The organism is Nocardia acididurans (assembly GCF_016741815.1).
GTDB classification, from domain to species: domain Bacteria; phylum Actinomycetota; class Actinomycetes; order Mycobacteriales; family Mycobacteriaceae; genus Nocardia; species Nocardia acididurans.
Genome location: NZ_JAERRJ010000004.1, coordinates 404,148 through 423,068, shown reverse-complemented (window position 1 = coordinate 423,068; position 18,921 = coordinate 404,148). Strand labels below are relative to the sequence as shown.

Genomic DNA, 18,921 nt, shown 5'->3' with positions numbered 1-18,921 from the left:
CTCTATGAATCTCGAATTCGGCGCGTACTACAGCGTCGGCCGGGCCTGCTTCGGGTTCACCGACGCGCTGCAGACGGCGTTCCTCACCGAAATGAAGGCCATGAGCTCGTGTGACGCCATGGCCGGCGCGGACGAGGAGGGCGTGGCGTGGGCCAAGGACTACGACGAGCGAGCGGCCGAGGTTCTGACTCTGGTCTCCGATCTCGGGGAGGGCGTGACGCGCCTGGGCCGGGTGATCATCCAGAACGGCTACACCCACTACCTGGCCGACTACAACAGCACCCTCACCAAGTCCGGCGCGCCGGCCGCCATGCCGGAAATGCCGATGCCGGTCTGCAATTACTACGGCAGCCCGACCTCCGCCGGTGGTTCGCGCGGCGGCTACCACGATGCCGTCGATTCGCTCGTGGAGTTGGCGGGCTCGATCGGCATCGCCGTTCCAGACGGTGACACCGACGATCTCCAGACCGCCGCCGACGCGTGGAATCGCCTGCAGAACAACTACACCGCGAATCTGGCCTCCGTGCTGAGCAATGCGGCCACTGTCATGGACGGCTGCGATGCCGAGGACGCGGCCGTCATCGCACAACAGCTGCGCGGTTTGCAGACGGCTCTCGACGACATTCTCGCCGCCTGTGGCGAGCTGTCGAAGCTGTGCACCGATTACAAAGACGATCTGTGGAATCTGCGCGAGAAGATGCTCAAGCAGATCCTCGAAGAGCTCGCGATAACCATCGCGACGGAGTGGGCCATCAGTGTGGCCACGTCCTGGATCACCTTCGGCGCGAGCCTGCTGGTCGCCGGCGCGGCGACCGCCGCCACCGCGACCGTCTACGGCGCCCGCATCGCCGCCAAGATCGGGGAGTGGCGTGCAGCCCTGCAGGCAGCGAAGGCAGCGCGCGCGGCGCGCCGGGACCTGCAGAAGTCCAAAGACGCGGCCGCCAAGGCGAAGCAGCTGGACGGCGACAGCAATCCGGCCGCGCTCTGGAACCGCCTCACCGACGACGAACGGGCGGCACTGCTGCAGGGCCCGAACACCAAGAATGGCGAAAGCCTCACCGCCGCTTTGCGAAACGGCACGGTCACCCCTGAGCAGCAAGCCCAGATCGATGCTTTCAACAGGGCTTTGAACAAGCTGCCTACCCACGAAGGCGCGGTGACTCGGTTCACCAACCTGACCCCGGAGCAGTTGGCCCGCTACGAGCCGGGCAAACCACACACCGAAGTCGGGTTCACCTCGTCAAGCGTGAACCCCAGGGGAGTGAACGAGTTCACGGTGCAGAACTCGAAGGTTGAATTTCAGATTGTCAGTAAGACCGGGCGGGACTACTCGCAGTACGGAACTCCGGACGAGGTGCTGTTCCCCTCGGGAACGAACTTCTTCGTGAAGTCCAAGGTATTCGACCCCGCGACGGGCAGAACTGTCATCCAGATGGTGGAGATGTAGGAGGAAGCGATGCCGGAAAAGTTTGGTGGGAAGATCTTCTACACCCGAGAGGAAGGCGACGCGCTGGGGCTCATCCCATCCGACGAGGAGCTTGCTCGCGCGCAAAAGGTACTCGACGAATTCAACGAGCGTCGCCGGAACCTGCCGCCGGCACCGGTCGGTGAGACCCCGGGGTACGGCGGCCGATTCAGCAATGATCTGGAGGGCACGGAGTTCGAGGGCTGGACCCAGGATGCGTCAGGCCGATGGTTCGACAAAGAAGGCCGGCCGGTACCCGATCACACCGATGGCCGACCTGAGTAGCTCCCAGCTCTACATCAACTTCACCAGCTACGCCCACCGCGACCCTGCCGTTCTCGACGGCTCCCGGAGCGCGTTATCCCTCTGAGTCGACCCGTCGCCAGCCGGTACCATCTGGCGCGATGCACATCGACCTGATGCTCGACTCCCTCGATGGCCTATCCGTGGGCGACGCCCTCGGTGCGGAATTCCCTGTGATGCGCCGTTCGATTCCTGACATCCGTGCGGGCGACCGCCCGCCCGGACCGTGGGCCTGGACCGACGACACCGAAATGGCCTGCACCCTGGTCGCCGAACTCCTGCGCCATGGGACGATCGATCAGGACCGGATCGCCAAGGCTTTCGCCGAACGGTTCTCACCGCACCGCGACTACGGGTTCATGGCAGCCGACACGCTGCGCCGGATCGGCAACGGTGTGCACTGGCGGCAGGCCGCAGGGACCGCCTTCGATAACCGAGGCTCCTACGGAAACGGCGCCGCCATGCGAGTCGCCCCACTGGGCGCCTTCCACGCCGGTGAACCCGAAAGGGCTGTCGCGGAAGCGATCAGGTCGGCACAGGTAACACACATGCATCCCGAAGGAACCGCCGGCGCAGCAGCAGTAGCACTGGCGGCCTGCGTCGCCGCGCACGCACGCCTGCGCGGATTCCGCCCCAGCCCACAGGAATTCATCGCCACAGTCCTGGATGGGCTGGAACCCGGCGAGACGACTCACGGTATTCACCGCGCCCGTGACCTGCTCGGCGCCTCCGCCGAGCAGGCCGCGAACGAACTGGGCAATGGATCTCTGGTGACCGCTCAGAACACAGTTCCCTTCACGATCTGGGTAGCGGCAACCCACCTGACCGACTACTCTGCCGCGATCGTCACCTGCATTGCCGTGGGCGGCGACATCGACACCACAAGCGCCATTGCCGGAGGCATCGTCGCCGCCTACACGGGCACCGTCCGATCCACCGGAGTCCCGCAAACCTGGCTCACTGCGCGAGAACCATTACCCGACTGGTTTCACCAGATTCGCCTCCGCAAGCCCGCCGGTCTCGGGCGCGTTCGAAGATGGTTCCCCAGCACGAAGTGACCGAACGGCATCTGCCCTGGAATACGTACTCAGACCGCGATCATGGTCAGCAGGGGTTCCAAGTCTTTGAAGTCGTCCGCGTTGCGAGTGAACAGGGGCAGGTTGTTCGCTGATGCGATCGCGGCGATCATCAAATCCATCCGGCGCGGTTTGGGATTGCGGCCGGCTGCGACAACGAGCTTCGTCATCGATGTGAAGCGGCGTGCGGCCGCTGTGCAGAACGGCAGCGCGTCGAAGCTGTGCTCGATGGCCAGCAGGCGTTCGGTGCGCAGCGCCAGCGCCGCGGGCGTCGCCGCGACGGCGATGCCCAAGCCGAGCTCCGCGAGGGTGACTGTGCTGATCCTCGCCCGAATCGGCAGTAGTGCATCGTCGATGGTGCCGATGTCGATGAGCACATACGTGTCGAGAAGCCCCTCCGGCAAGCGATCGTTCGATACGACCTCAGTCATCGATCCGATCCTCCCCGAATACGGCGTCGATTTCGGCTCGCTCCTCGGCGCTGTCCGCGCTGCGACTGATACCTGCCAAACGCGCTTTGAGTTCCGCGACAGTCGGATTCCGCTGCGGTGCAATCGGCCTCAGCTCCCCGACCGGCTTTCCGTTGCGGGTGATGACGAAGTCCTCACCGGCTTCCAGCGCATCCATTACGCCCGCGCTGCCATTGCGTAGCTCGGCCTGCGTAATCGTCTTCGTCATACGCTTCAATATAGCAATCGATGCTATCCGATGCTATGTTGTGCGCGCAGATCGCATGCGTCGTGCGGTGGAGAACGCCGCAGCGATCGAGCAGGCCGACGGAACAACCACCGCACGACAGCACGAGCAGCTAGCCGCGGAGTACGCCGACACCGACGGGCCGGACACCGACCGGTGACCAGCCCCCGCCGCGGCGAGGTGTGGGCCTACCTCCCGGCTGTCCGAAAGGCGACCTGATCGCAGCGAGTCAGCCGCAGGTGCCGGTCGCCGCATCGCGGACGCCGTCGATGGCGGCCTGCCGGTCTTCTTCGCTCAGGGAGGTCCACTCCGGGGTGGTCGGCATCCAGGCGATGGCGTCTTCGACGGCTTTGGTCACCGCGCCGTCGCCACCGCCGTTGCGGGTTTGCGCGACCATCGGGAGCAGGTCGCGGCAGGTCGAGGCGCGCAGGTCCATGGGGGCGGCGGGGGGTGTGGCGGCCGGCTGGGTGGTCGTCGGCGCGGGGGCCGTTGTGGCCGTTGTCGTTTCGCTCGCGCCGCATCCGGCCAGCGCGATGGCCGCAGCGGAAACCGTGATCGCCACGGCTGTTCTCGTCATCCGTACTCCTTGTTCAGCGGAGCAGGACGCTACCTGGCTCGATGCGGGCGCGTGGCCGATTTCCGATGATCGTGGTTCATGAAAGCCAAAAACCTGGTCTCATGTCCAGATGATTGTGACCCGCCGAGGCTTGTTCCGGACCACCCTGGCCGCCGCAGCTCTCGTGGCCACCGCGGCCCCTGCACGCGCGGTGGTCGCCCCGCACGCCTGGATGTCCGCCGTCCCCGACGACGTCTCCCTGCTCCGGCTGACGATCCCGGGCACCCACGACTCCTGCTCGATGAGTCCCCTGAACGGAACCCCCTGGGCCCAAACCCAGAACTGGTCTCTCGCAGACCAATTCGCACACGGTATCCGCTTCCTCGACATCCGCTGCAACGGCCTCCAAGACCACATGGCCGACTCCTTCGGCATCTACCACGGCCCCGCCTACCAGGGCATCACCTTCGACGCCGTCCTCAACGCCTGCCGCACCTTCCTCGCCCGCAACCCGGGCGAAACCCTGATCATGCGAGTCAAGAAGGAGAACGGCACCGCCAACGACGTAGGCGCCGACTTCGACCGAATCTTCAAGGGCTACTTGGACGCCAAGGGCTACCGCCCCATGTTCTGGATAGGCGACCGCATCCCCACCCTGGGCGAGTCGCGCGGCCGAATCATCCTGATAACCCAGTTCGACACCACCCTGCCCGCCCTGCACTGGCCCAGCGGCGACAACGGCACTATCTCGAACTCCACGTTCTACATCCAGGACCGTTACCAGAACCGCGGCCTGGCCGGCCTGGAATCAGGCTCCGCCGGCACCGGTTCCACCCGCACCGGCTCCTCCGGCGGCGACAAATTCGACCACATAGCCGCCTGCTTCGACAAAGCCGCCGCCGACCCGAACAACACCCAGCTCTACATCAACTTCACCAGCTACGCCGACCGCGCCTGGCCCATCGACAACGCCGCCGCCATCATGCCCCGAGTGCAGCGCTACCTAACCGAAAACCAACACACCCCAGCCCATTTCGGCATCGTCGCGATGGATTTCCCGGACCGCCACCCCACCGTCCTCGACCTCCTGCTGGCTCGCAATCACTTCTGAGCAGGGACTCACCTGCCATCAGCACCCGCGGGTCGTCCGGTTCGGACTCGTTCGACGATGGTTCAGTGGCTCGAAATAGCATCGGGCGCAAGCGAATCAGCTGCCACCGCTGCCGCCGCCATTGTCGGTGCCGCCATTGGATCCGCCGAGTCCACCCCGCTCGGTGGTGGTCACCGGGCTCCTGGTGGTGGTCCGCTTGTCGATATCGACTCCGGTTGTCGGCGGTACCCCGGCATTCGGCGCGGTGGTCTGCGGTTTGACTACCGTGGTCGGCGCGGGCGCGGTGGTTCGCGGTGCGCCCGGCGCGCCGGTGCGTGAGACGACGGCGCTCACCGAGGTCGTGGCTTTCGGCGTCTTCTTGGGTGTGGAGCCGCCGCATCCGGTGGCGAGCAGGGAGGCGGCTACTGCGGCGGGCAGGGCATACGCCACCCGCCGCGACATCCGTCGCGTTCCACCATCGAATTCCCCGGATGATCTGCCACGCATAAGCTTCCCCCGTATTACCGACCGAGCGGACCGATACTAACAACACTCGAACAGGTGGGGAGGCCATGGATCTGCCACGCGCCCTTGCCGATTCGCGCTCGGCGGACTGGGCGGCCCGGAAGGCTGCGGCGGTGGCGCTCGGTCGATGGCTGCCGTCGCCCGATGCCCTCGGCCGCCTGGCCGAACTTCTCGCCGACGACGACAAGGCGGTTCAGGTCGAAGCGGCCGACACTCTCGCCCGCTTCGGCGGACGGGATGGTTTGGAAGTTGTGCTGGGCGAGCTCGGTGACCGTGTCGATGATCCGGATTCCGATTACATCGCCTACCGGCTCCAAGAGTTGGAAGTCGACAGTCATGTCGCGGTTCTACGGCTCGCGCGTGCCATTCTGACCCTGTCCCCGCCGGAAAACGTTCGAGAGGGCATCAACCAGATCGAGCTCCTCTTCGGCGCCGAGCTCCCCATCGTCAGATCGAATCTTGCTGACGCACTGCGAGATTCGTGGAGCGAGAAGGGATCCGTCCGCCTAGGCGCCATTCCGGTGCTCGGCTGCTATCTGCCGGATCCGCAAGCCCGCCGGCGCCTGGAACAGATCACGGCCGGCGACCCCATCGTCACGATGCAGGTCGACGCCGCCGAACAGCTGGTTCGCTATGGCGGACCCCAAGGCATGTCGGCGGTGCTCGAAGTGCTCGGCCGCGAGCCTTACGACGCCGATCTCGATTACATCGCCTACATGCTGAGCGACCTCGACAATCTAGGCGTGTTCCCGCTAAGCCGTGGTCGGGGCGGATTCGGTTCCGGAGGATTCCCGGGTGTGGCGGCGGGTGATGAGCCAGCCGAAGGTGGCGGCGAGCGGGAACATGAGGACGCCGTAGACGGCTGGGGGGACGGCCATTTCGGTGCTGTCCAGGACGCTGAGCGCGATGGTGATGGCGATGGTGCTGTTGTGGATGCCGATTTCCATGGAGCAGGCGATCGATTGGCGGGTGTCGACGCCGAGGAGGCGGGGGACGAAATAGCCTGCAGTGAGGCTGATCAGGCAGAAGAGGGTGGTCACAGCGCCCACGTCGGCCAGGTAGGAGACGAGATTATCGCGTTCGGCGACCATGGTTCCGATGACGACGAGGGCGAGGACCACCGCTGAGCCGATGCGGACGGAACGGTCCATGCGGTCGGCGAAGGCGGGGGAGGTGCGGCGCACGATCATGCCGATGATCACCGGGATGAGCACGATGGCGAAGACCTGCACGGCCTTACCGAATTGCAGCCCCACCGCACCGGATTCGTCGGGGTCGAAATAGCGGATCGCGAAATTGGTGATCAGGGGCAGGGTGAATACGGCAATCACCGAATTCACCGCTGTGAGAGTCACATTCAATGCCACGTCACCCCGGAAGAGGTGGCTGAAGAGGTTGGCGGTGGTGCCCCCGGGTGAGGCGGCGAGCAGCATCATGCCCACGGCCAGCAGCGGCGGCAGATCGAACAGCAGCACCAAACCGAATGCGGCAGCGGGCAATACGATCAGCTGGCAGGCCAGCGCGACGCCGACGGTCCGGGGATGGCGTACCACCCGGGTGAAGTCGTCGACGGTGAGGGACAACCCCAGCCCGAACATGATCACGGCCAGGGCCAGCGGCAGCCCCACGGAGACCAGTGGCGAATCCATGGCGTTCCTCACTCCATCGACCGGATCCGACGACCCGGACTCTGAGACCCAAACGTTTCAGAGTGTTCGAAGAGTAGACGATTGTGACCCACGTCGCACCCGAACCGCGCAGTTCACCGGCCCGACGCCGGTAACACGTGATCGAATGGCCGCGAATATCAAGCAAACTCGCTGGAACGAAGGAGATCCTTGTGGTTGGCGGCGTTCGCAAGCTTTTCGCAGGTGGGATTGTTTTCGGAGTAATGGCGGCCGGTGTGGTCGCCGCGGCGGGAACCTCATCCGCCGCACCCCAGGATTGCCGCATCGATCGGACCTGGGACAGCGCGACCTTCACCTGCCCCGACGACGGCACCTGGTACAGCGGAAATGTCCGCTGCCTGGGCTGGTATCTGCCCGACGGCCCTTGGCAGGCCCCGATTTTCACGACCGGCTACTACCTGACCCCGTGGGGCAACACGGTCAGCTGCAACGGTCCGGGCCTGGCGCAGAAGGGAATTCTGCTCGACGCCTGGGCCGGAGTGGTCGGCCGATAGCTCGAAGCCCTTCCGAACCGGGATTCGGAAGGGCTTCAATCGCGCGAATCAGCCTGTGTCACAACGAGGCTGCCACTTCCTGCAGCTGTGCCATTCCGATCGGCGCGAACTCTTCCATACCGGACTGCGCCATCCCGTCGCGATCCTCGACGGACTGGAACACCGACAGCGTGGTGACCTTGGTCTTCCCGTCCACCTCTTCGAAGGTGATGGTCTCCAGGGAAACGTGCCCGGGGGTGCCGTCGAATTCGAAGGTGTGGACGATGCGATCGGCGCTGACCTCGTGGTACACGCCGCGGAAGCCGTACTCGTTGCCCTCCGGGTCGACGTGCGAGATCCGCCACGAGCCGCCGGTGACGGGTTCGAACTTCTCGACCTTGCTGGTGAGTTCGCGGGGTCCCCACCAGCGCAGGTACAGGTCGATCTCGGTGTGGGCGCGGTAGACGGCGGCCTTCGGCGCGTCGATGACGGCGCTGACGGTGGCGACGTGGCTGTTGGGCTCGGCGGTGTAGGTGGTTTCGGGGTTGCTCATCGTTCTGTCCTCGTCCTGTATGGGTTTGTCGCCGCATGTGTGCGGCCTCGAAACATTGGACGAGACGAGCCTGCCGGATTAATCGGTTCGCCGCGGGAAATTTCGGCGGCCGTGTCTCCCTGTCGGTTTCGGCCCGCTGGAGATCACCAGGCCAGGCCGAAGAGCTGCGTCCAGTGATCGCCCACGCGGCCGACGCCGATATTGGTGAACTCCGGGGTGAGGATATTGGCGCGATGCCCGGGACTGTTCATCCAGCCGTCCACGACCTCGGCGGCGCTGCGCTGCCCCCACGCGATGTTCTCCGCGATACCGCGATAGTCGATGCCCTCGTCTTTCGCGCGATCCCACGGCTGCCGCCCGTCCAGGCCGGTGTGCGAGAAGTACCCGCGTTCGAGCATGTCCGCACTGTGCTTCCGGGCGACCGCGCTCAACCGCACGTCGTGGGCGAGGGGCCGCATTCCGTGCCGGGCCCGCTCGGCGTTGGTCAGCGCGATGACCTCGGAGACATCGGCGCTGATCCACGCACCGCCCGCGGCCGAGGCGCGAGATGTCGCCGGCCGAGCGGCAGTGGACGGATCGGCTGCGCGCGGGAACGCGGTGCCCGCGCGTGGAAACGCGGCCTTCGAGTCCGCGTCACCGGAGCGTGGGACCGCATTGTTCGGGTCCGGGGCGCCGGAGCGCGGGGCCGCGGTATTCGGGTCCGAAGTGCCCGAGCGTGGCGCTGCGGAGTACGGGTCCGAGGTGCCCGAGCGCGCGGCCGCGGCGCCCGGAGTCGCCCGATGGGGGTCCGCGCCGTACGGGGCCGCCGCGTGCGGTCCGGCGGTATGGGGTGTCGCGCCGGAAGGCCCGGCGTTCGGCTGTGCGCCCGTCGGCAGCCCGGCACGCGAAGTGGGCGCGGCTGCTGGGCCGTTGTCCTCGGTCACATCGACACCGTAATCCCTTGCGATGCCCGCCAATCCGTCGGCGTAGCCCTGCCCCATTGCCCGCAGCCGCCACTCCCCGCCCCGGCGATACACCTCCGCGAGCAGCAGTGCCCGTATCCCGGGCGTGGCCGGCGCGGTGAACCGCAGTTCGAGACCGCGCCCGCTGACACGCAATTCGGGCCGTCCGATCGGTGCGTTGTGCTGTGCCGGGCTGGCCGCGAGTGTGAGCCGAGTCGCCCCGGCGCGCAGCAGATTTCGTTCCACCGTCACGGTGCTGCCGTGCAGCCGGACCCCCGGCGTGGTCGGCTGGTTGTAGAACACGAAGTCGGCGTCCGCGTCGACCCTGCCGCTGTCGCCGGTAATGATCACCGACAGGTCGAGCGTCGCCGGCGCCCGCATCGTCAGTGTTCCGTCGGGCAGGGGGATTACGCCTCCGGGCGTCAGTTCGCGCACGTCAACTCTCCACGGGAAGCTCGGAGGAAGCGCGGCGCATCCCCCTGCACCGATCATTCCAGGACGGCGCGGCCGCGGCCACGTTCGCAGCTGGGACCGCCCGGTTATTCGCTCAGCGCGGCATTCAACTCGGCGAGCAGCCGGACCTTGGGACGAGCACCCACGATCGTGCGCACCGGCACGCCGTTGCGGAACAGAATCAGCGTGGGCATCGACAGCACCTTGTATTCCCTTGCCGTGAGCGGGTTCTCATCAGCGTCCAATTTCCGGATGAGAAATTCCCCGGTCTTCTCCCGCGCGATCTCACCCAGCACCGGCGCGATCATCCGGCACGGCGGGCACCATTCCGCCCAGAAGTCCACCAGCACAGGCAGCTCCTGCTCCAGCACCTCCCGTGCGAAGTTCTCGTCGGTGACGACAGCGACCTCGGCCGTGATCTGTTCGGTGGACATCAGCACTCCTCTGTAGCAATGGAATCGACGGCCATCCATCGGCCGTCACACGGATTCGCTTGCCGGGCAACGGCATCGGACAGTTTCCCGGCCAGATTCGCCCGCACCGCCCCCAACTGCTCGAGCAGCGCGTCCACCTCCGCGATCTTCCGCCGATAAACCTCGATGGAATCCGCGCACGAATCCCCGGCCGCATGCCCCGCCCGCAGACATTCGACGAACGGCCGCGTGTCATCGAGGCTCAACCCCACCGCCTGCAACGTCCGGATCTCATCGACCACCCGCGCATCGGCCTCGCTGTACTCGCGATACCCATTGGCTTCCCGCCGCGCACTGAGCAACCCCTGCGCCTCATAAAACCGCAGCGCCCGCGTGGTGATCCCGGCCCGAGCGGCCAGCTCGCCGATTTTCATACCCCGACGGTAAACATTGCCCTGGGCGTCAAGGCAAGGCCCGAATCCGGCAGACTCTGCCGCGTGAGTTCTCCAGGGGGAAAAGTCGTGCGGATGCCGGCCGTGATCGCGATCTTGCTGCTGGCGATCGCGGGCTGCGCGAAGGATGCCGAGCCCGCGCGGCCGGCCGGGTATTGGTTCACCGAACCGCAGGACGATGATCAGCGCCTGGAGGTGCTGCGCCGGGCGCGGGGCATCGATCCCTGCGCGTTGGTGCCCAGGGCCGAACTGGAGAAGCTCGGCGCGGTCCGGTCGGTGGTGAACGACCAGCCGGATTCCTGTGAGGCCGGGATCGGCTCGGCGGAGTATTACAAAGGCATCGAACTGGATTGGGCGGTCGTCGTGGCGACCGTGCAGAAGGGGCAGAAGGTCACCGAGAAGACTGTAGACGGGCTGAGTGTCATGGTCGCCGATGAGCGCGACGCACTGCCGAAGGAGCAGTTCGAGAAGCTGGTCGAGCGGAATTGCACTGTCACAGGGCAGTTTCCGGCGGGCGCCGCGCTCATGCTGTTCGTGTCCACACCGCTCGGCACCGAACCGTGCCCGGTCGGCGAATCGATCCTGCGGACCGCTGCGGCCGAGTGGGTGCGGGAACCGCAGCGCGGCACCGCGCCCGAGACCGCCCGGACCGTGCTCACCTCCGCCGATCCATGCGATGTGCTGCCCGCGCTGGGCATCACCGTGAATCCCGCCGATCGACGGATGCGAACCTGCGACTTCACCTACCGCGGCGGCGAGGTGTCGGTGCGGTACGAGTACGAGGAGCAGGACATGATCCTGGGCGACGAGCCCACGACGCTTCCCGGTAGCCGGCACCCGGTCTACAAGGATGTTTCGTCGAAGGGTGACTTCCACTTCCGCACCGCGACGGTCGGCCCCGCCATCAATCCCGATGAGCCGGGCCTGAAGTACGGCCCGAGGTACCCCACGGTCTCGGTGACCGCCCGGAATCCGGAGGACGCCGAGACCATCCTGACCCAGGTCCTCACGCTCTTCCCCTGAGGTGTGGGCCTCGCCACCTCGGGCAACCCCGATTTGGCCCTGGTTGGGGGCTTGTTTACACTGGACCGGTTGCTTGGGCACAGCTATGTCCGTACGCGTCTGCGTCGGTCATACGCCCGAGAGGCGCACTATCCGGTCGGGCAATCCCGGCTGGACCGAATCCCGAATTGTCGTAGGCCCACGACCGCCGATCTCTGACGGTGCTGGATGGGAACCGCGGCGAGAAAGGTAGCGGTCAACTCATGACCATGACTGATCCGATCGCAGACTTCTTGACCCGTCTGCGCAACGCCAACTCGGCGTACCACGATCAGGTGAAGGCTCCGCACTCCAAGCTCAAGGCGAACATCGCCGAGATCCTGAAGCGTGAGGGCTACATCGCCGATTACCGCACCGAAGATGCGACCGTCGGCAAGACCCTGATCGTCGACCTGAAGTACGGCCCCAGCCGCGAGCGCTCCCTGCAGGGTGTGCGTCGCGTGTCGAAGCCGGGTCTCCGGGTTTACGCGAAGTCCACCAACCTGCCCAAGGTGCTGGGTGGCCTGGGCGTGGCGATCATCTCCACGTCGCAGGGCCTTCTCACGGACCGCCAGGCCAAGCAGCAGAGTGTAGGCGGGGAAGTCCTCGCCTACGTCTGGTAAGGGAGGTAGGAACAATGTCGCGTATCGGTAAGAAGCCGATCCCGGTTCCCGCCGGTGTCGAGGTTTCCATCGACGGCCAGAACATCACGGTGAAGGGTTCCAAGGGCACCCTGTCGCACGTGGTCGCCGAGCCGATCACGGTTTCCAAGGCCGAGTCCGGTGAGCTGGAGGTGATTCGTCCGAACGACGAGCGCCTGAACCGTTCGCTGCACGGCCTGACCCGCACCCTGATCAACAACATGATCATCGGTGTGACCCAGGGCTACGAGAAGAAGATGGAAATCTTCGGCGTCGGTTACCGCGTTGCCGCCAAGGGCTCGAACCTCGAGTTCGCCCTGGGCTACAGCCACCCGGTTCCGGTCGACGCCCCCGAGGGCATCACCTTCGCGGTGGAGTCCCCGACCAAGTTCTCGGTGTCCGGCATCGACAAGCAGAAGGTCGGCCAGATCGCCGCGGTGATCCACGGCCTGCGTAAGCCCGACCCGTACAAGGGCAAGGGCATCCGCTACGCCGGCGAGGTCGTTCGCCGCAAGGTCGGAAAGACGGGTAAGTAAGCCATGGCACAGACTGAGAACCAGAAGGCAAAGCGCCTGCCTGTGGGCAAGGATGCTTCGACCAAGCGTCGTCTGTCCAAGACGCGTCGGCACTTCCGTCTGCGGAAGAAGGTCGTCGGAACCGCGGAGCGGCCGCGTCTCGTGGTCAACCGCTCCTCGCGTCACCTGCACGCTCAGCTCATCGACGACTCGATCGGCAAGACCATTGCCGCCGCGTCCTCGATCGAGGCCGACGTGCGTGCCGCCGAGGGTGACAAGTCCGCCAAGGGCGCCAAGGTCGGCGAGCTCATCGCCGCCCGCGCCAAGGCTGCCGGCGTCGAGGCGGTCGTGTTCGACCGTGGTGGTCACGACTACCACGGCCGTATCGCGGCGCTCGCCGATGCCGCCCGTGAAGGTGGGCTGAAGTTCTGATGATCAACACTGCGAACGAAGGGAACGTCTGATGCCGGGACGTCAGCGGCGTGACGGCGGAAACAACGGTCCCGCCGGCCAGAATGGCAGCAATGACCGTGATGGTGGCCGGGGCCGTCGTAACGACCGCCGCGACCAGCAGCAGCAGGAGAAGAGCAACCAGCTCGAGCGCGTAGTCGCGATCAACCGCGTCTCCAAGGTTGTGAAGGGTGGTCGTCGCTTCAGCTTCACCGCCCTCGTGATCGTCGGCGACGGCAACGGTCTGGTCGGCGTCGGCTACGGCAAGGCCAAGGAAGTTCCCGCGGCCATCCAGAAGGGTGTCGAGGAGGCTCGCAAGGGCTTCTTCCGCGTCCCGATGATCGGCTCCACCATCGTCCACCCGGTTCAGGGTGAGGCGGCGGCCGGTGTCGTCATGCTGCGTCCGGCTTCGCCGGGTACCGGTGTGATCGCCGGTGGCGCGGCTCGTGCCGTGCTCGAGTGCGCCGGTATCCACGACATCCTGGCCAAGTCGCTCGGTAGCGACAACGCCATCAACGTCGTGCACGCCACCGTTGCTGCCCTCAAGCAGCTGCAGCGTCCCGAAGAGGTTGCCGCTCGCCGCGGTCTGCCGCTCGAGGATGTTGCTCCTGCGGGCATGCTGCGGGCGCGCGCGGGACAGGGGGCCTGATATGGCACAGCTCAAGGTGACCCAGACCAAGTCGTCCATCGGCGCCAAGTCGAACCAGCGCGATTCGCTGCGCACCCTCGGGCTGCGTGGCATCCGCCAGACCGTGGTCCGTGAGGACAATGCGCAGAACCGCGGCCTGATCAACGTCGTGCGCCACCTCGTTGTCGTAGAGGAGGTCTAACGCATGACCATCAAGTTGCACCACCTGCGTCCGGCCCCGGGCTCCAAGACCGAGAAGACCCGTGTGGGTCGCGGTGAGGGCTCGAAGGGCAAGACCGCGGGCCGCGGTACCAAGGGTACGAAGGCTCGCAAGAACGTCCCGGTCCGCTTCGAGGGCGGTCAGATGCCGATTCACATGCGTCTGCCCAAGCTCAAGGGCTTCACCAACCCGTTCCGCACCGAATACCAGGTCGTGAACGTCGGTGACATCGCCCGCCTGTTCCCGCAGGGCGGCGCCGTGGGCAAGGCCGAATTGGTCGCCGCGGGCCTCGTTCGCAAGAACGAGCTCGTGAAGGTGCTCGGCGAGGGCGAAATCGGTGTGGCCGTTCAGGTTTCCGCCGACAAGTTCTCGGGCTCCGCTTCGGAGAAGATCACCGCGGCCGGTGGCACTGCCACCGTTGTGGCCTGACGGTAGGCTGAAACACAGGGACGCCGGGCGAGCCGAGAGCTCGCCCGGTGTCACTGTTAAAGTTCAAGTGTTGTCTGCCAACACCGTCATGTCTATCGGCGTTGTCCATTCGCTGAAGTCATGGCCTGACCCATGTCGTTAGCCAGGAGGATCTGTGCTTTCCGCCTTCGTGTCGGCTTTCCGGACCCCGGACTTACGGCGGAAGATTCTCTTCACGCTGGGCCTGATCGCGTTGTACCGGCTCGGTGCCTCGCTGCCCTCCCCGGGCGTCAGTTACAAGAACGTTCAAGAGTGTGTGGACCTGGTCAACGGCGGTGATTCCGCCGGTATCTACCAGTTGATCAACCTCTTCTCCGGCGGCGCGCTGCTGCAGCTCTCGGTGTTCGCGATCGGCATCATGCCGTACATCACGGCGAGCATCATCATCCAGCTGCTGACCGTCGTCATTCCGCGGTTCGAGGAACTTCGCAAGGAAGGCCAAGCGGGCCAATCGAAGATGACGCAGTACACGCGTTATCTGTCGATCGCCCTGGCTGTTCTCCAGTCGACGGGTCTGGTGGCGCTCGCTGCGCGCGGTCAGCTGCTGCAGGGCTGCCCCAAGGACATCCTCGACGACACGAGCATTTTCGGCATGGTCATCATCGTGCTGGTCATGACGGCCGGTGCGGCACTGGTGATGTGGTTCGGCGAGCAGATCACCGAGCGCGGTATCGGCAACGGTATGTCGCTGCTCATCTTCGCCGGTATCGCCGCGCGAATCCCCGCTGAGGGCAAGACCATCTGGGATTCCGGCTCCAAGATCAAGTTCGCGCTGGTCATCCTGGCCGCGCTCGTCGTCATCGTCGGCGTCATCTTCGTCGAGCAGGGCCAGCGCCGGATCCCGGTGCAGTACGCCAAGCGCGTGGTCGGCCGCAAGATGTACGGCGGCTCCTCGACCTACCTGCCGCTGAAGGTGAACCAGGCCGGCGTCATCCCGGTGATCTTCGCGTCCTCGCTGCTGTATCTGCCGAACCTGTTGGCGCAGTTGACCAAGGACACCTCCGGCGATCCGGCCAAGTGGCAGGAGCTGATCCAGAAGTATCTGGTCAACCCCAGCAACCCGGTGTACGTCACGATCTACTTCGCGATGATCGTGTTCTTCACCTACTTCTACGTCGCGATCACCTTCAACCCGGAGGAACGCGCGGACGAGATGAAGAAGTTCGGCGGCTTCATCCCCGGTTATCGGCCGGGCAAGCCCACTGCCGATTACCTGAACTACGTACTCAGCCGCATCACGCTGCCCGGTTCGCTCTATCTGGGCGCGGTGGCGGTGCTCCCGAATGTGTTCCTGAATATCGGTAACAACACCGGTGTACAGAACTTGCCGTTCGGCGGTACCGCGGTGCTGATCATCGTGAGTGTCGGCCTCGATACGGTCAAGCAGATCGAGAGCCAATTGATGAACCGTAACTACGAAGGGTTCCTGAAGTGAGACTTGTTTTTCTCGGACCGCCCGGCGCCGGTAAAGGCACGCAGGCCGAACAGGTTGCGGAGAAACTCGGTGTCCCGCACATCTCCACCGGGAACCTCTTCCGCACCAACATCTCCGAGCAGACCCCGCTGGGTCGCGAGGCGCAGCAGTACCTGGACGCGGGCAACCTCGTCCCCTCCGATGTCACCAACCGCATGGTCGAGGCCCGCATCGCCGAGCCGGACGCGGTGAACGGTTTCGTGCTGGACGGTTACCCGCGCACCATCGACCAGGCCGAGGCCCTGGAGAAGATGCTCAAGGAGTCCGGTCACGAGCTCCAGACGGTCATCTCGCTCGAGGTCGCCGAGGAGATCCTCGTCGAGCGCATGCTGGCTCGTAAGCGCGCCGACGACACCGAAGAGGTCATCCGCAACCGCATGCGCGTCTACCGCGAGGAGACCGAGCCTTTGCTGTCCTACTACGACGGCCACATCACCGCCATCGACGGCGTCGGCGAAATCGACGAGGTCAATGAGCGGATCATGAAGGCCCTGGGTCGTTAATGGTCTTCGGCCGTAAGACCAAGAAGGTGGTGCCCTTCCGCACCGCCGGTGAACTGGACGCCATGGCGGCGGCCGGCGAGATCGTCGGTCGCGCGCTGGTGGCGGTGCGCACCGCCGCCAAGCCCGGGGTTTCCACCCTGGAGTTGGACGAGGTCGCCGAGCAGGTCATCCGTGATGCGGGAGCGGTGCCGTCGTTCAAGGGCTACCACGGTTTCCCGGGGTCCATCTGCTCCTCGGTCAACGACCGTGTGGTGCACGGGATCCCGAACTCCGAGGACATCCTCGCCGAGGGCGATCTGGTGTCGATCGACTGCGGCGCGATCCTGGACGGCTGGCACGGTGATTCGGCGTGGACGTTCGGCGTCGGCCAGATCATCGAGGCCGATCGCCTGCTGAGCGAGGCCACCAAGCTGTCCATGGAGGCCGGTATCGCCGCCATGCTCCCGGGCAACCGGCTCACCGACGTCTCGCACGCCATCGAATTGGGCACGCGGGCAGCCGAAGCCGAGCACGGCCGCGCCTACGGCATCGTCGACGGCTACGGCGGCCACGCCATCGGCCGCGAGATGCACATGGACCCCTTCCTGCCGAACGAGGGCAAGCCGGGCAAGGGCCCGCTGCTGCGCGTCGGCTCGGTCCTGGCCATCGAGCCCATGCTCACCCTCGGCACCACGGAAACCAAGACGCTGGAAGACGATTGGACTGTCGTCACCACCGATGGTTCCCGCGCCGCGCACTGGGAGCACACGGTCGCCGTCACCGAGGACGGCCCGCGCATCCTGACCCTGCGTCCGGAATAGCCACCCGCGTACGAAACGCCGTATCTCTCCTTCGGGAGGGGTGCGGCGTTCGTCGTGTTGGATGAGCACATGAGCGACAGGGTGGTACTCATCACCGGAACGTCGACCGGCATCGGTCTGGCCGTGGCCGCCGCGGCCGTGGCGGCCGGATACCGGACAGTGGCGACGCTGCGGAACCCGGCGCGCGGGGAGGCCGTGCGGGCGACCGGCGCGGATGTCCGGCAGTTGGATGTGACGGATCCGAAGTCGGTGGCGGACTGCGTGTCCGGTGTCGTCGCCGACTACGGGCGTCTGGACGCCGTGATCAACAACGCGGGCGCCTCCGTACTCGGCACCGTCGAGAATCTGGACATGTCCGACATCCGCCGGGCGCTGGAGGTCAACTTCTTCGGTGTCGTCGAGGTGACCCGCACCGCGATGCCGCATCTGCGCGCGAGCGGCGGCCGCGTGGTGACGGTGACGAGTGTGGGTGGCGTGGTCGGCCAGCCCTTCAACGAGGCCTACTGCGCGGCCAAGTTCGCCGTGGAGGGTTTCATGGAGAGTCTGGCCCCGGTGGCCGCCACCGTCGGCGTCGGCGTCGCCGTGGTCGAACCGGGCGCTGTGACAACGGAATTCGTGGCGAACGCGGGGATCGATCCGGCGCGGGCCATTGCCGAGGCCGGTCCGTACGCGCCCGCTCTGCGGGCATACATCGACCGCACCCTGGGGGCGTACACGGCCGGCCAGACGGCGGAAGACGTTGCGGCAGTGATCATGCGGGCGCTGACAGCCGAGCCGATCGTGTTCCGGTGGCAAACCTCGGACTGGGCAAGGGATTTCGTCGGAGCCAAACTCGGCGACCTGGATGGCTCGGCCGTGCAGGGCACGATGGCCGGCTGGGTGTCCTAGGCGGTTCAGAAGAAGCGCATGTGCTTGACGCCCACCAGGGCTCGGCGCAGTCGGGTGCGGATCGGCCCGTCGGTATCGGGTTCGAGGGTGAGCCCCGCCGATGCGGCGATGCGGTCGGCCACGTCGGTGATGTCGATGTGGTCGGTGTGGATGTGCTCGGCGAAGCGTGGGTCCGCGAGCGCGTCGAGGCAGCGGTCGACCTGCGCGAGGGCCCAGCTGTCGTGGCGCAGGCCGTAGAGGCCGCGTTCCCGGAGCCTGCCGACGACGGTGCCGGGTTCGGCGAGGAGCGCGAAATGTTTGACGTCGTGGCCGCTTTCGCGCAGCCGCCCGACTGTTTCCTCGAAATACTGCGGCACCACGACGGTCATCGGCGCGATCACCACGCCGTCGTGCTTTTTCAGCACGAGATCCAATACTTCGAAGACACCTTGTCGCCAGGCGGGGAAATCCTGGAAGTCCGTGCGCAATTCGGCCGGGATGGTGCGATGTAATCCGAATCCGACCATCTCCGGATCGCACACCACGCTGCCGGGCAGCCGCCGCTCCAATTCGAATGCGGTCTGGGTCTTTCCACCGCCGAACGGTCCGTTGATCCACAGAAGCATGCAA

The 18,921-nt window shown here is 65.8% G+C and carries 27 protein-coding genes and 1 pseudogene; 18 read left to right on the top strand and 10 right to left on the bottom strand.

Annotated elements, in window-relative coordinates:
- Positions 1-4 precede the first annotated feature (4 nt).
- The 3 genes from JK358_RS12640 to JK358_RS12630 all read left to right on the top strand — a co-directional run bounded on the left by JK358_RS12640 (position 5) and on the right by JK358_RS12630 (position 2,826).
- A complete protein-coding gene (locus tag JK358_RS12640; RefSeq protein WP_201947042.1) occupies positions 5-1,447 on the top strand; it encodes a WXG100-like domain-containing protein in 1,443 nt (480 codons plus the stop codon).
- Positions 1,448-1,456: 9 nt separating this feature from the next.
- Positions 1,457-1,750, top strand: coding sequence for a hypothetical protein (locus JK358_RS12635; protein WP_201947040.1), 294 nt, complete (start codon positions 1,457-1,459; stop codon positions 1,748-1,750).
- Between the two features lie 119 nt (positions 1,751-1,869).
- On the top strand, positions 1,870-2,826 hold the full coding sequence (locus JK358_RS12630) for an ADP-ribosylglycohydrolase family protein (RefSeq protein ID WP_232851167.1): 957 nt from the start codon (positions 1,870-1,872) through the stop codon (positions 2,824-2,826).
- A 29-nt stretch (positions 2,827-2,855) separates the two neighbouring features.
- Here the strand turns inward: JK358_RS12630 and JK358_RS12625 are convergent, their stop codons facing one another.
- On the bottom strand, positions 2,856-3,275 hold the full coding sequence (locus tag JK358_RS12625) for a PIN domain-containing protein (RefSeq protein WP_201947038.1): 420 nt from the start codon (positions 3,273-3,275) through the stop codon (positions 2,856-2,858).
- On the bottom strand, positions 3,268-3,522 hold the full coding sequence (locus JK358_RS12620) for a type II toxin-antitoxin system Phd/YefM family antitoxin (RefSeq protein WP_201947037.1): 255 nt from the start codon (positions 3,520-3,522) through the stop codon (positions 3,268-3,270). The genes JK358_RS12625 and JK358_RS12620 overlap by 8 nt, the downstream gene beginning before the upstream one ends.
- A 40-nt stretch (positions 3,523-3,562) precedes the next feature.
- Here JK358_RS12620 and JK358_RS12615 point away from each other — a divergent pair, with 40 nt between their 5' ends.
- Entirely contained in the window at positions 3,563-3,700 is a 138-nt protein-coding gene (locus JK358_RS12615) for a hypothetical protein (RefSeq protein WP_201947035.1), read from the top strand.
- Between the two features lie 69 nt (positions 3,701-3,769).
- Here the strand turns inward: JK358_RS12615 and JK358_RS12610 are convergent, their stop codons facing one another.
- Entirely contained in the window at positions 3,770-4,117 is a 348-nt protein-coding gene (locus tag JK358_RS12610; RefSeq protein WP_201947033.1) for a hypothetical protein, read from the bottom strand.
- A 109-nt stretch (positions 4,118-4,226) separates the two neighbouring features.
- On the opposite strand from JK358_RS12610, the gene JK358_RS12605 reads away from it, so the two are divergent.
- Complete coding sequence (locus tag JK358_RS12605) at positions 4,227-5,207, top strand: phosphatidylinositol-specific phospholipase C (protein ID WP_201947030.1); 981 nt, start codon at positions 4,227-4,229, stop codon at positions 5,205-5,207.
- A gap of 96 nt (positions 5,208-5,303) precedes the next feature.
- Here the strand turns inward: JK358_RS12605 and JK358_RS12600 are convergent, their stop codons facing one another.
- Positions 5,304-5,648, bottom strand: a complete 345-nt coding sequence (locus JK358_RS12600; RefSeq protein ID WP_201947028.1) for a hypothetical protein — start codon at positions 5,646-5,648, stop codon at positions 5,304-5,306.
- A 110-nt stretch (positions 5,649-5,758) separates the two neighbouring features.
- Here JK358_RS12600 and JK358_RS40630 point away from each other — a divergent pair.
- Positions 5,759-5,956: pseudogene (locus JK358_RS40630) on the top strand (HEAT repeat domain-containing protein); the annotation flags it as partial.
- 507 nt (positions 5,957-6,463) lie between these two features.
- Here JK358_RS40630 and JK358_RS12590 read toward each other — a convergent pair.
- Positions 6,464-7,360, bottom strand: a complete 897-nt coding sequence (locus JK358_RS12590) for a bile acid:sodium symporter family protein (RefSeq protein WP_201947026.1) — start codon at positions 7,358-7,360, stop codon at positions 6,464-6,466.
- A gap of 242 nt (positions 7,361-7,602) precedes the next feature.
- Here JK358_RS12590 and JK358_RS12585 point away from each other — a divergent pair, with 242 nt between their 5' ends.
- The gene (locus JK358_RS12585; protein WP_201947024.1) at positions 7,603-7,893 is read left to right on the top strand and encodes a hypothetical protein; all 291 of its coding nucleotides are present in this window, start codon (positions 7,603-7,605) and stop codon (positions 7,891-7,893) included.
- Positions 7,894-7,951: 58 nt separating this feature from the next.
- Here JK358_RS12585 and JK358_RS12580 read toward each other — a convergent pair whose 3' ends face one another.
- From JK358_RS12580 to JK358_RS12565, 4 genes are all read right to left on the bottom strand, one after another.
- Positions 7,952-8,425 carry an SRPBCC family protein gene (locus tag JK358_RS12580; RefSeq protein ID WP_201947022.1) on the bottom strand — a complete coding sequence of 158 codons (474 nt, stop codon included), beginning with the start codon at positions 8,423-8,425 and terminating at the stop codon, positions 7,952-7,954.
- A 143-nt stretch (positions 8,426-8,568) separates the two neighbouring features.
- Entirely contained in the window at positions 8,569-9,801 is a 1,233-nt protein-coding gene (locus JK358_RS39980; protein ID WP_307817484.1) for a CAP domain-containing protein, read from the bottom strand.
- Between the two features lie 104 nt (positions 9,802-9,905).
- Positions 9,906-10,253, bottom strand: a complete 348-nt coding sequence (gene trxA, locus JK358_RS12570) for a thioredoxin (RefSeq protein WP_201947020.1) — start codon at positions 10,251-10,253, stop codon at positions 9,906-9,908.
- Positions 10,253-10,666: a MerR family transcriptional regulator gene (locus tag JK358_RS12565; protein WP_201947019.1), complete on the bottom strand. Its 414-nt coding sequence runs from the start codon at positions 10,664-10,666 to the stop codon at positions 10,253-10,255. Before JK358_RS12565 ends, trxA begins: the two co-directional genes overlap by 1 nt.
- Positions 10,667-10,768: 102 nt before the next feature.
- Between JK358_RS12565 and JK358_RS12560 the strand changes: the two genes are divergently transcribed.
- The 11 genes from JK358_RS12560 to JK358_RS12510 all read left to right on the top strand — a co-directional run bounded on the left by JK358_RS12560 (position 10,769) and on the right by JK358_RS12510 (position 18,312).
- The gene (locus JK358_RS12560) at positions 10,769-11,707 is read left to right on the top strand and encodes a hypothetical protein (protein WP_201947017.1); all 939 of its coding nucleotides are present in this window, start codon (positions 10,769-10,771) and stop codon (positions 11,705-11,707) included.
- 242 nt (positions 11,708-11,949) lie between these two features.
- Entirely contained in the window at positions 11,950-12,348 is a 399-nt protein-coding gene (gene rpsH / locus JK358_RS12555) for a 30S ribosomal protein S8 (protein WP_181583013.1), read from the top strand.
- A 14-nt stretch (positions 12,349-12,362) separates the two neighbouring features.
- Entirely contained in the window at positions 12,363-12,902 is a 540-nt protein-coding gene (gene rplF / locus JK358_RS12550; protein WP_201947015.1) for a 50S ribosomal protein L6, read from the top strand.
- Between the two features lie 3 nt (positions 12,903-12,905).
- Positions 12,906-13,313 (top strand): 50S ribosomal protein L18, encoded by a 408-nt coding sequence (rplR, locus tag JK358_RS12545; protein WP_232851166.1) that lies wholly within the window; start codon positions 12,906-12,908, stop codon positions 13,311-13,313.
- A gap of 31 nt (positions 13,314-13,344) precedes the next feature.
- On the top strand, positions 13,345-13,980 hold the full coding sequence (gene rpsE, locus JK358_RS12540; protein ID WP_201947013.1) for a 30S ribosomal protein S5: 636 nt from the start codon (positions 13,345-13,347) through the stop codon (positions 13,978-13,980).
- Position 13,981: 1 nt separating this feature from the next.
- Positions 13,982-14,161, top strand: a complete 180-nt coding sequence (rpmD, locus tag JK358_RS12535) for a 50S ribosomal protein L30 (protein ID WP_201947011.1) — start codon at positions 13,982-13,984, stop codon at positions 14,159-14,161.
- 3 nt (positions 14,162-14,164) lie between these two features.
- On the top strand, positions 14,165-14,608 hold the full coding sequence (rplO, locus tag JK358_RS12530; protein ID WP_201947009.1) for a 50S ribosomal protein L15: 444 nt from the start codon (positions 14,165-14,167) through the stop codon (positions 14,606-14,608).
- A gap of 154 nt (positions 14,609-14,762) precedes the next feature.
- Positions 14,763-16,082, top strand: a complete 1,320-nt coding sequence (gene secY / locus JK358_RS12525; protein WP_201947006.1) for a preprotein translocase subunit SecY — start codon at positions 14,763-14,765, stop codon at positions 16,080-16,082.
- Positions 16,079-16,624 carry an adenylate kinase gene (locus JK358_RS12520; RefSeq protein WP_201947004.1) on the top strand — a complete coding sequence of 182 codons (546 nt, stop codon included), beginning with the start codon at positions 16,079-16,081 and terminating at the stop codon, positions 16,622-16,624. The genes secY and JK358_RS12520 overlap by 4 nt, the downstream gene beginning before the upstream one ends.
- The gene (gene map, locus JK358_RS12515; protein ID WP_201947002.1) at positions 16,624-17,424 is read left to right on the top strand and encodes a type I methionyl aminopeptidase; all 801 of its coding nucleotides are present in this window, start codon (positions 16,624-16,626) and stop codon (positions 17,422-17,424) included. The genes JK358_RS12520 and map overlap by 1 nt, the downstream gene beginning before the upstream one ends.
- Positions 17,425-17,493: 69 nt before the next feature.
- On the top strand, positions 17,494-18,312 hold the full coding sequence (locus tag JK358_RS12510; protein WP_201947000.1) for an SDR family NAD(P)-dependent oxidoreductase: 819 nt from the start codon (positions 17,494-17,496) through the stop codon (positions 18,310-18,312).
- A 5-nt stretch (positions 18,313-18,317) separates the two neighbouring features.
- Here the strand turns inward: JK358_RS12510 and JK358_RS12505 are convergent, their stop codons facing one another.
- A complete protein-coding gene (locus JK358_RS12505) occupies positions 18,318-18,917 on the bottom strand; it encodes an AAA family ATPase (RefSeq protein ID WP_201946998.1) in 600 nt (199 codons plus the stop codon).
- Positions 18,918-18,921 lie beyond the last annotated feature (4 nt).